Annotated in this window: 10 protein-coding genes; 6 read left to right on the top strand and 4 right to left on the bottom strand. The window is 37.5% G+C overall.

Going from position 1 to position 10,969, the window contains the following annotated elements; translation table 11 throughout:
• Positions 1 to 152 precede the first annotated feature (152 nt).
• Positions 153 to 446 carry a glutathione S-transferase family protein gene (locus DWA31_RS11425; protein WP_114326716.1) on the bottom strand — a complete coding sequence of 98 codons (294 nt, stop codon included), beginning with the start codon at positions 444 to 446 and terminating at the stop codon, positions 153 to 155.
• A 403-nt stretch (positions 447 to 849) separates the two neighbouring features.
• On the bottom strand, positions 850 to 1,146 hold the full coding sequence (locus DWA31_RS11430; protein WP_114326717.1) for a DUF885 family protein: 297 nt from the start codon (positions 1,144 to 1,146) through the stop codon (positions 850 to 852).
• On the opposite strand from DWA31_RS11430, the gene DWA31_RS11435 reads away from it, so the two are divergent.
• Positions 1,103 to 1,435: a hypothetical protein gene (locus DWA31_RS11435; protein WP_114326718.1), complete on the top strand. Its 333-nt coding sequence runs from the start codon at positions 1,103 to 1,105 to the stop codon at positions 1,433 to 1,435. The genes DWA31_RS11430 and DWA31_RS11435 overlap by 44 nt on opposite strands.
• A gap of 1,070 nt (positions 1,436 to 2,505) precedes the next feature.
• Here the strand turns inward: DWA31_RS11435 and DWA31_RS11440 are convergent.
• Positions 2,506 to 2,679, bottom strand: a complete 174-nt coding sequence (locus DWA31_RS11440; RefSeq protein ID WP_114326719.1) for a transposase family protein — start codon at positions 2,677 to 2,679, stop codon at positions 2,506 to 2,508.
• A gap of 200 nt (positions 2,680 to 2,879) precedes the next feature.
• On the opposite strand from DWA31_RS11440, the gene DWA31_RS11445 reads away from it, so the two are divergent.
• Together DWA31_RS11445 and DWA31_RS11450 are read left to right on the top strand one after the other, a co-directional pair.
• A complete protein-coding gene (locus DWA31_RS11445; RefSeq protein ID WP_114326720.1) occupies positions 2,880 to 4,601 on the top strand; it encodes a PHA/PHB synthase family protein in 1,722 nt (573 codons plus the stop codon).
• Positions 4,602 to 5,224: 623 nt separating this feature from the next.
• Positions 5,225 to 5,473: a DUF3297 family protein gene (locus tag DWA31_RS11450; protein WP_114326721.1), complete on the top strand. Its 249-nt coding sequence runs from the start codon at positions 5,225 to 5,227 to the stop codon at positions 5,471 to 5,473.
• 192 nt (positions 5,474 to 5,665) lie between these two features.
• On the opposite strand, the gene DWA31_RS11455 is transcribed toward DWA31_RS11450, so the two are convergent.
• The gene (locus tag DWA31_RS11455) at positions 5,666 to 6,739 is read right to left on the bottom strand and encodes a hypothetical protein (RefSeq protein WP_114326722.1); all 1,074 of its coding nucleotides are present in this window, start codon (positions 6,737 to 6,739) and stop codon (positions 5,666 to 5,668) included.
• 291 nt (positions 6,740 to 7,030) lie between these two features.
• Here DWA31_RS11455 and DWA31_RS11460 point away from each other — a divergent pair, with 291 nt between their 5' ends.
• The 3 genes from DWA31_RS11460 to DWA31_RS11470 all read left to right on the top strand — a co-directional run bounded on the left by DWA31_RS11460 (position 7,031) and on the right by DWA31_RS11470 (position 10,482).
• A complete protein-coding gene (locus DWA31_RS11460; RefSeq protein WP_114326723.1) occupies positions 7,031 to 8,977 on the top strand; it encodes an AsmA family protein in 1,947 nt (648 codons plus the stop codon).
• Positions 8,978 to 9,029: 52 nt separating this feature from the next.
• Positions 9,030 to 9,104, top strand: coding sequence for a DUF4197 family protein (locus DWA31_RS17860; protein WP_114326726.1), 75 nt, complete (start codon positions 9,030 to 9,032; stop codon positions 9,102 to 9,104).
• A 139-nt stretch (positions 9,105 to 9,243) separates the two neighbouring features.
• The gene (locus DWA31_RS11470; RefSeq protein ID WP_114326724.1) at positions 9,244 to 10,482 is read left to right on the top strand and encodes a DUF3754 domain-containing protein; all 1,239 of its coding nucleotides are present in this window, start codon (positions 9,244 to 9,246) and stop codon (positions 10,480 to 10,482) included.
• Positions 10,483 to 10,969: the final 487 nt, after the last annotated feature.

Genomic DNA, 10,969 nt, shown 5'->3' on the forward strand with positions numbered 1-10,969 from the left:
CAGTTTCAGTGTACTCGACGATAAACGGTTTGGGATTATTGGAAGAATATTGAAAACAAGGCTAGTACTACTTACTAGATATGATTGAAGAACTTTGGGCCCACAACCCGTTGAAAATATAAGGCCACGGTTGCTTCAATCATTTTTGTATCTCAATATTCTTCATAGCAAATTGCCATAGCAAAAGCGCTTGCAGATTCTGGATACAATTTTATATCGGTTGAAGTACGTTCTAGGTAAGCAACAATGACTGATGAGTCTGGAAATGCGATGCCATCATCTGCACAATAGCCCGGTATTTTACCCAGATGGCTGGCCGCTTTAAATTCGGAGTCGTTACTACCATGTGTTACCACCTTAAGCTCGTACGGTAGGTTTTTATAAGCATGTGCCAACATTACTTTTCGTACGAAAGGCGAAGGCGATACTCCGTAAATAACAGCCATTTTTTCCTCATCTAGATATTCTTTAGCAACCGCTAAAATAGGTGCAACTTTTTAAAACATTCAGTAGATAACGTCGTATCGAATTCAATCAGTTTAGTTGAAATATTAACTATTGTTAGCTGATGTTTTACTGATATGTTACGACGATGAACTGGTTGATTGGCACAAGCAACTTGTTGCTTTGACTTAACCTTAAAGTAATCAATTCGGTTTGTTAGGCTTTTTTAGTCGGGATGATTGGTATTATAGATGAATTGAATTGAATTGAACTGAAGCAGATATTCATTGATATGAAAACTATCCGGTTAGAGACGCTAGGTTATAGTTTAACGAATATCCTGTAAATAAGCGTGTCGTATTGAGCTGACTCGCTGGTATTTTTTAATGCCTACTGCTCAATATTTTAATATACCTGTGATTCAACCCAATTTTCAATTTTGTTTTTAAGAATAAGCATGGAGCGAATTTCTCGTTGACCAATTTTATAAGAAACCGCTTGTCCAGTCATCGAAATGTATCGTTCTACTTCTGCCTCAATATCACTTAATGCTAAAGGCGAGTTAGCAACCATAAATTGAATGGCTTGTTCACGAGTCCAACCAAAAGCGTGCAAGCCTGCTACGGCCCTTATCGCGGCTTTAGTTTCAGTAAACGCTATGGCAGTAGAGAAGAAAACAACGTTATGTATTACTGAGCATATAGCTTATGTAAAAGCCAAAGAAAATAAACTTAGCGCTGGGCACGGTACCAACACTCAAAATAAGTTTTTAATAGTACCAGGTAAGGGGGTAAAACCATTTGGTACTGAATCGTTTTACTTAGATGATTACTATTACAATGACGAAACGGGCATGGCGAATTTTTGCGAATCAAGTAAAGATGGCTGGTCAGGTACTTTTTCGGTGGACCCCAATACTAACGTTTTTATCTTGGCTGGAATAGAAGGGGAAATGCACTACATTACGATAGGCCGATGCTCAACCATGTAAAAAAGCTCTGGTATTAACTTTAAGTGGGGAGCGTGAACTAACCTGCGACTTCCGCTTTGCCGAGGATTATTAAGTTAGTTCTCAACATGCAAAGGTCAACTAACTGATGTTCAGTTGACCTCGACAAGCACTCAAAATTTCAAAGCATTACTTCTTCTTTGCGCACAGAAAAGACATCTTAATAAGCTCATAAGTAGCAGGTCACGACACATTAAGTGTAATGGTGGTGTTAGTTTACTGTCTGTAGGTGTAGAAGATGTATCGATAGATGCAATTGTACTGTCATTAACTGCTGGCGTAGTGCTAAATAGTGTGTAGTATTTTAAAAAGATAGAGCCACATCTATTTTATAGCTTCCAACTATTGCAAGAGAGATTCAATAGTTTTACCATCAAGCTACAAATAATAGTAGTGATATGTAATTGAAAAGCTCAAGTTGAGCTTCATAGAGTTCTCATTATAGAGTTAATTTAAGAATTCCAGAGAAAAACAAAGGGAACACACTTAAAATTAAACTCTTTAATAACAATGCAATAGGTGATATTCAGTGTGACTTGTAATCAGTAGGTCGCCAGTTCGACTCCGGCAGTCGGCACCATTCATAACGAAGCCTCAGCAGAAATGTTGAGGCTTTTTTATTGCCTCAAAAATAGTTATAACATATTGAGAATGGCATCTCTGGCATCATCATTGGCAAATTTAAGTTAGCACTCGTTGAAGGAAATATGCATTAGACCCACTGATTTATAGATTTTGGGTCTACTTTTTGTGTGCTTGAGGTTTAGTCAATAATGGATATGATGGGCGTTTAGAAAGCTGGTTGGGGGAAACCTGTGAGGCTGAGACTTTAAAATGAACTTGTAGAGCTTTGACTGCTGTGCGCATTGCAGACTCTAGCGGTTGTTATTCTAACGTCAGCTTCACTAATTTAGCGGTCGTTAACTACATTCAAATCCTAATTGCAGCTGTTGTGAAGGTTTGTAGATCATCAGTGTCATGATCTATGCTGCCGTGATGATTATAATACGCCCGATAGAGTGTCTGGTGGGAATGCCATGGCTAAAGTCTTTCTATTCTCTTAACCAATCAAGCTGAGCTTCTCCAAATATATTAATCGCTTTCCAGCCTTTAGCACCACAAAGCACAGCGGCTATTGTTAAGAAAATAATATCGGCTAATTCATAATCTTTATTTGCGTCAACTCGGTGATCTTCAATGCTTTCAATATCTTGAAATAATGACATGATAAATAACTCGTGTTGGTTTTGATACTGATCTGATCATTCAACACCAATAAAGTTCAAAATTTCTTTATTATATCGTGTTATTTATCTTAAATGCGTGATCCCACCCTGGTAGAAAAGGCATAGGAATGGTAAAGAAATGTCAAAGTGGTTATAGTTGTACGCTGCGGTATTTTAAAACTTAATAAAGAGACAATATTATGAATGATAAAACCCCTCAAGAGTTATTTGAGAACATGGCCTCAAAAGGTCACAATATGTTTAAAGACTTATCAACATCTGAATCACAAGAAATGATTTCCCAATTTAGTAATTCATGGAACACTATCGTGACCCGTGCGATGGAAAGCCCTGAAGAGTGGGTTAAAACAATGGCTGGGTTTTACCAAGAGCAGTTTGGTCTTTGGATTAATATGTTTACCCCAGGTGCTGATTCAGCTGTTAAGCCTAAACCAGGGGATCGTCGTTTTTCAGGTACTGAGTGGGAAGAAAGCCCTGTTCATAATTACATAAAACAATCTTATTTGTTATCCAGTAAATGGTTAAACGGCATGGTTAGTGATTCGACTCTGGATGATACAACTAAAAAGAAGTGTGATTTTTATACACGTCAATTTATTGATGCGGTAGCACCTTCTAACTTTGCATTAACTAACCCAGAAGTATTGAAGGAAACCTTCGAGTCAAAAGGTCAAAACTTAATCGCTGGCCTTGAAAACCTAATGCAAGACATAGAGAAAGGCCGTATTACAATGACGGATGAGTCTTCGTTTGAGTTGGGTAAAAATCTAGCGACAACACCTGGTTCGGTTGTTTTTCAAAATGAATTAATTCAATTGGTTCACTTTAAACCAATGACTGAAAAGGTAAATGAACGCCCAATTCTAATCGTTCCTCCTTGTATCAATAAATACTATATATTGGATTTATCTGAACATAATTCGTACGTACGTTACTGTTTAGAACAAGGTAATGATGTCTATATTATTTCATGGCGTAATCCTGATGAATCATTAGGTGATATCACATGGGACACTTATATCAGCGGTGGAACAATCCCTGCTATTGATGCAGTAAAAGAAATTTCAGGCGCTAAAAAAATCAATGCGGTTTCTTGGTGTATTGGCGGAACAATGTTAGCCACAACAATGGGGGTATTGGCGGCGAAACGTAAAAAACCAATCGCCTCAGCAACGTTCTTTACAACCTTATTAGATTTTTCTGATCCAGGTGAATTAGGTGTGTTTATTGATGAGTCTCAAGTGAATCAACATGAGCATAAGTTGAAAGAAGGCGGTGTTATGCCGGGTAAGCAATTAGCTTCTACCTTCGCAATGCTTCGTGCTAATGATCTTGTTTGGAGTTATGTGGTTAATAATTACTTAAAAGGTAAAACACCACCCCCATTTGATATTTTATATTGGAATGGTGATTCAACCAATATGACATCAGCTATGTACACATGGTATTTGCGTAATATGTACTTAGAAAACAACCTAGCTAAACCAGGTGGTGTGGAACTTTGTGGTGTTAAAATTGATTTAGGTAAAATTGATTGTCCTGTGTATTTCCTTTCAGCGGTCGAAGATCATATCGCCCCCTGGAAAACGACCTTTATTGGTACAGAGCTTGTAAAAGGGCCAGTTGAATTTGTATTGGCTGCAAGTGGTCACGTAGCTGGTGTTATTAATCCCGCGAGCAAAAATAAACGTCACTTCTGGAAAGATGGTGAATTAGGAAAAGGTGATGAACACTGGTTACAAACTTCGGTTGAAGTGCCAGGAAGCTGGTGGTCACACTGGGATGAATGGCTGAAAGCACAAGGTGGCAAGCTGATAGATGCTCCGGCTGAATTAGGTAATGATAAATATACTGAACTTGAACCTGCACCTGGTTCATTTGTATTGGCAAAATCTGCATAAGTTGCTTTAGTCTATATTTTAAAGGCCTGCTTAGCGCGGGCTATTGAATGAACTTGGAGTTATTACCTTGACAGGTAATAACTTTTTATATCGAATTAATTAAATTATTTATATATCAATAGGTTAAAGGTAAAAGTAGATAGTTAGACCAATCAAACATCTAGTCTTCCCTTTTGTATAACAATATATTAAGGATACGTCTCTGTAATGTCCGTTGCGTAATATTTATTTAATTTGTATTAAAATACAGCAGTCTCAAACAATTATAGACCATGAAAACTAAGTTATTATAAATAGTTGGGCTTTAGTGAGAAGCATCATTAGTTGACGTGTGTTACTAAATCATCTCAGAAGCAGTAGATGAATGATTCATTAAAAAATATACGGCAAAAAATTTGAATATAAAATCTGCAATAGCAAGAAAACGCCTTTTCACAAAAATCCCAAAAGGAAACAATCAGGGTTAACTTAACAAGTTCCCTACCCCACCTACCTCTGCGGAAAAATCGGTATCTTAAATTCACAAGTCACTAAACTACACCTATAAACTTTACTGCAGTTCTTGAGCGCTAGGTCTATATTGTCTACAATAACGCACTTTTTATTTATTTCAGGTCACAAACATGAACGACACTAATTCGCTACCAGCTTTACCGGATCGCCTTTCGGGTAATTCCCGTAGCCCACATCATGTGGCAGAAATTTTTGAACACAACATTGGTATTCGACTGAATGGCAAAGAGCGTACCGATGTAGAGGAATATTGCATCAGTGAAGGTTGGGTAAAAGTCGCTTCTCCTAAGGCGTTGGATCGTCGGGGACAACCGCTTTTGATGACGCTAAAAGGAACTGTTGAAGCCTTTTATAGTTAAGTAGTGTTCTTTTAGCTGCCGTTAGGCAGCTAGGTTTTTTCAATCTGTAAATTCGTCTTCTTTGTTATGTCAGTTGGCTAAAGTTATGTCGCGAAGCGAAATGTAGCCGTATAACACCCTGTTCGAGTGTTTGTGCTGCCCTACTTTCTTGGCTGCGTGTTAATACATAATCCAGTTTAAAAATAGAACTTTTTAAACACCTACACGCTCTACAATCGCGATTCCTTGTCGATAACCTAAACCACCATTGCCATGTATTAAACCAAGCTTTTCTGGGCCATCACATAAGCGATGATGCATTAATATAAGCGCATTAAGCGCTGGATTATTCCATGCGGCTTTGGCCAAATTCATACCGCCCGTAATGGTAATACTATGTTCAGTGAGAAAGTCTGGAATATCTTCTAATACCTCAACCAAACCACTTACTAATAAGAAGGCCATTGGAACAACAGGGTAACAAGTATAAGTTTCTAATAAAGCATCACCACCTTTGAACAGGTGCACAAAGTCGACATTCGCTTCATCACAGGCTTGTTGATAAGCTTGTTGTAAATGTTCATATCGCGAAATATCGGTTAAAAACTCTCGCCCATCTCCATCAAGTCGGCTCAACCCTACAGCTGCCACCTTCAACCATTGGCTTTTATCAACGCCCAACTGCTCGGCGATATCTGCACGGGTTAACAATAATCGACCTGAAAAATCTACCATAGGATTTGCACAATCAACCCCTCTAAATAAGTCTGTTATCGGTTTATGCCAACGTAAATCGGGTAATAACTCTGGGGTAAAGGTATCTGACAAAACGTTACGGAAACTAATTTGGTAATTTTCAAACAGTGCACTAGCAAACTCTTTAAATTGTTGTTCTGTAATGGTGTGGTTGTCACTAAAAGCACGCGCTAAGTCGGTATAAGCTTGTGTTAAGGGATAACTTTGTCCATAAACGGCCATTTTACTTAACCGATTTTCTCGGCTATAACCCGTTCTAATATGATCTTCACCACTAATGACAACCGCAGTTTCACCATTTTCTATTAACTTTTTTGCTTCGGCCAACGCTTCAATCGGAGCGCAACCACTTCTAAAATGATGTTCTTTCTCAGCGCTATGCCAATCAGCCTCTAACGGCTCAATAACTAAATGTTTAGGCGTAATGCCACGTTGAAGTAATTTTGACTCAAGCAGTAAAACCTGTTCAAGACTACCTACCCCATCTTGTTGTTTAGCTGCGCCAATAATAAATGCCGATGGAGTTTTCACAAGTTATTTAATCCTGTAGTAAAAATGATAGTCATCAACTTTATGCTATTTAAACAAAATTAAAAACCTAAAAACAGTAAAGTCAATTTATAGGATCTGATGTATGCTGCCCTAACATTGACTTAACCTAGTAGCAAAGGTTTGATCCAATCTAATTACCCACGTTAATCGCGATAACCTTTGATAGATCAATATAAAAAATATCTCCTATTCAGATTTAGCTCTAATTTGATGAATTAAATGTGTTTGTTTACTATAGTTGAAATTAACTTCTATTAATTAAGTACAACTATGCGAATATTCTTAAAATCCATCGCTATAATTAGTTTTGTTGTTATTTTATTGATTGTAGTTGCTACGCAATTAATATCGACACAGGATATATTTAACCAAGTAAGTGCTAAAGTTCAGCAAGCGACAGGAAGAACTTTAACGGTTAATGGTGAACAAGATCTAAGTGTATTCCCTTCGTTATCACTAGAACTAAACGACGTTCATTTTTCCAATGTAAAAGGAGGATCGAAAAAAGGTATGGCAAGCATTACCGAATTACTGATCCACATCCCATGGCTTTCAGTATTTTCTGGTGAGTTACATGTTGATAAGTTTGTTATAAACAATCCTGACATTCTGCTGGAAAAGAATATGGATGGTAAAGTCAACTGGCAGTTTTCACCTTTAGCTACCACAGAAAACGAAGTAGATAACAGCACTGAAAACACAGCTAAAAAAGCGCCAGCTAATGATGATAATATAATTTTACCTGAATATTTTGATATCAGCCTTGGCCAAATAGAGATTAACGGGGGCAAGCTCACTTTTATCGATCACCAAAGTAAAGAAACAAAAATAATTGATCAGTTAAATTTGGCAATACTCCTCCCCTCTTTGCGACAACCACTTAATTTTTCTGGCAGTGTTCGATACATGGCGCAAGTATTTGAACTTAAATCGAGTATGACTACCCCCGCAAAGGCAATTAATAACCAAGCCTTCTCACTAAAATTAGTCTTAACATTTCCGTTAGCTAAATTAAATTATGAAGGTGAAGTAATACAACAAGGAAAAGAACTCAAAGGCAAATTGTCTGTATCAGGAGACTCAGTTAAACAGCTATTAAACTGGCAAAACATCCCTTTAGTTGCCAAAGATGAAGCCTTTAATAAATTCTCATTCAGTACGAATATGCACTTTGCTAACAATAAACTTACACTTAATGAGTTAATGGTTAACCTTGACGCGCTAGAGTTCAAAGGCTCAACGGCCATCACCTTATCTACCCCACTGAAAATTTCCAGCAATATCGATTTGGGCATACTCGACCTTAACCCTTATTTACCTAACAATAATAATAGCTCAGAAGATTCACCGCCAAATGAAACTGAAAATCAACCCGTAATTTGGGATGATACTGCTATTGACTTATCTGCTTTGACTTCATTAAATGCCGACATCTCCATCCAATCGAGTCAGTTGTTAGTGCGAGAGATTAAACTGGGCAAGAATGAGATAGCCCTTTTATTGAACAATGGTATTGCTAGCCTGCAATTGAAGAGCTTTCAGGGCTATGAAGGTAATGGTCGTGGCGCTTTTAAAGTCAATTCAAATAAAAAACCTTACCAGATCACCAGTAAATTTGAATTAGCCAAGATTAATGCCCAACCACTACTTACCGATGCTGTTGGCTTTGACAAGTTAATGGGCCAAGGCCAATTAGCTTGGGAACTATCCACCCAAGGTGGCAGTCAACGTGACTTTATTAATCAACTCAATGGCAATATTGATTTTAGCTTTATTGATGGTGCTGTCAAAGGCGTTAATTTAGCCGCTGTTGCTAAGAGCGCAAGTAATATTATGAAGGGCAACTTATCTGCGGTTAGTTTGGACAGTGACTTTAGCAACGCAGATAAAACAGATTTTGCCGCTTTAACGGGTAAATTTATGCTAAGTAATGGAGTAGCCAATACCAATAACTTGTCTTTAAATAATCCCTTTATCAGAATATCTGGTACCGGCGACATAGACTTACCTAAAACGAAGGTTAAGCTGCAAATCAAGTCAAAAATAGTTGCATCTTCTCAAGGGCAAACAGCAGATGGCACTAGCTCTGGTGTTGAGATCCCGATAAAGATCACAGGGCCATTTCATCAAATTAAAATTCGCCCCGATGTCAGCTCTGGTGCTAAAGACAAAGTAAAAGATAAACTCAAAAATAAGCTAAAAGGACTTTTTGGCTAAATGGCTAAGTCTCTATTTTGCCAGAAATTAACAATCAATAAGTTAACTAGCAATAGAAGAGGCGGCTATACGTGAGAACTCTGCAAAAAGAACAACTGACCTGCTCAAGCAAGTATTTGCTAAATAATAACTTTATGATAAAAATAAAGTGGCTCATCAAATACCATAGAAAATTTAAAGTACTTATCTAAGCCACAAGCTTTTTATTTCGCTATGCCTCCAATTACCTTAAACTCTAATCATCTAACTTCAAATAACATTATATTATGGCCGTTGAACGATTCATTCCATTTAGAAAGCAAGATATTATTCAAATGTGTTCACAGGAGTTGCCTGATGAAAGATCTGCGCATTCTTTTAAGCAGTTTTGCCAGCTACTTTCCAGCGTCATTCACTTTGACTATCACGAAGTGCTTGAGTTATTAAAGAATAACTATGCCCCATTTGATCCTAATGCCGATACCCAGCAATTAAACAATTTTACCTTGGAAAATCGTGAGCAATGTAAAACAGCCTTTGCTGAGAATTTTGCTCAGATTCTAAATGCAGCCAACTTTGAAAAAATAACAGAGCAAGACTTGCAAGAAGCACTTAACGAAGAATCATTATTTAAAGTTAGACTTGAAGTTGAATTTGATGATTTTGAACAAGTCGTTTTTTATCGCCGAGGAGAGTCTCAATTAAGTGAAACAATTACCTCACTTTGGGGATTTCGCAAACAAACGATCAATTTTACCAACTACGATCGTGTCGCCGTATACATAACCTTCAAAGATAAAACCTATTTCGAACAAAAAAAGAAACAACCGATAGGTTTTGAACCAAGTTCAACTATAATAAAACTTTTTCAAAATGTCCCAAAAGCCGATTTAGAAATGCTATTCCCTAATAGTGAAGTCAGAATGCGTCCAATAGATAAAGTGATTATAGGCGCTTCTGCTGTAGTCGGTGGTGCCGTGGTATTAGTGACTAAACTTGGCGCTTCTATCTTACTTCTTACCGCTTTATTAGCGTTTTGGCTAGGTTGGCGCTCAGAGTCTGTTGCGATGACACAGCAGCACTTTATTTCTTTTGGTCTAGGTGTAGGCGTTTTTGCCGGCTTTATCTTTAAAGAGTGGAGTAAATTTAAAAATCGAAAAATTAAGTTTATGAAAGCACTTTCAGATAACCTCTATTTTAAAAATTTAGATAATAATGCCGGCGTTTTCCATACCTTGATTGATGCTGCTGAAGAGGAAGACTTTAAAGAGGCTCTATTAGCCTACACCTTCTTACTTAAATCCAAGCAGGGGCTGAGTGCATCAAAACTGGATGATAAAATTGAAACTTGGTTTAGAAACAAATACCACTGTCAGTTAGATTTTGAAATATCCGATGCCTTAGCCAAACTTGAACGGATGAAACTTGTCACTCTTGATAAAGATACCTATCAAGCGCTACCATTAACTCAAGCAAAGCAGCACTTAGACCAGCGTTGGGATTCCCTATTCAATTACAACCAGTAACTGAGTTCTTTAATGAAATCTATACCTATGGCCATTGAAAGTGTAGGCGTTTCAGTGGGGAACGCGATAAAAAACCTTTTGTAACGTTAACGGCTACTTGAATGAAATATTTCTATTATTCAACGGTCTCTATTTAATACATTGATTATTTTCGATAAGCGCACCTATACCCATGCCACTTCAAGATGCAGGATTCAGCGAGAATTAAAAGGCTTATAGGCAAGGCGTTGATTGAAGAGAATAGTTATTCTATTATCAAAATCAATAACGCGGCATATACGCCTTTTAAACCCGCCCTGCGGGGGCTACAGAGAAAATCATGCTCATCGTTGCATCTATTATTAAGGACGCTATACGGAAGTAGCTTATGTGGACTCCCCCTTGTCAACAATAAAAATTATTTTTAAAGAATTAAATGCGAACTTATGTACGAGCTCTAAATTGAGTAGCTAACTCTGGCTCTATGATATTTTCGCGGACGTATTTT

This window comes from Candidatus Colwellia aromaticivorans (assembly GCF_003333305.1).
Taxonomy (GTDB): Bacteria; Pseudomonadota; Gammaproteobacteria; order Enterobacterales; family Alteromonadaceae; genus Colwellia; species Colwellia aromaticivorans.

What these genes read in the sequence shown, in the direction of transcription:
- DWA31_RS11425 (WP_114326716.1), bottom strand. Translation starts at nt 446, where the DNA reads ATGGCTGTTATTTACGGAGTATCGCCTTCGCCTTTCGTACGAAAAGTA.
- DWA31_RS11435 (WP_114326718.1), top strand. Translation starts at nt 1,103, where the DNA reads ATGGCAGTAGAGAAGAAAACAACGTTATGTATTACTGAGCATATAGCT.
- DWA31_RS11440 (WP_114326719.1), bottom strand. Translation starts at nt 2,679, where the DNA reads ATGTCATTATTTCAAGATATTGAAAGCATTGAAGATCACCGAGTTGAC.
- DWA31_RS11445 (WP_114326720.1), top strand. Translation starts at nt 2,880, where the DNA reads ATGAATGATAAAACCCCTCAAGAGTTATTTGAGAACATGGCCTCAAAA.
- DWA31_RS11450 (WP_114326721.1), top strand. Translation starts at nt 5,225, where the DNA reads ATGAACGACACTAATTCGCTACCAGCTTTACCGGATCGCCTTTCGGGT.
- DWA31_RS11460 (WP_114326723.1), top strand. Translation starts at nt 7,031, where the DNA reads ATGCGAATATTCTTAAAATCCATCGCTATAATTAGTTTTGTTGTTATT.
- DWA31_RS11470 (WP_114326724.1), top strand. Translation starts at nt 9,244, where the DNA reads ATGGCCGTTGAACGATTCATTCCATTTAGAAAGCAAGATATTATTCAA.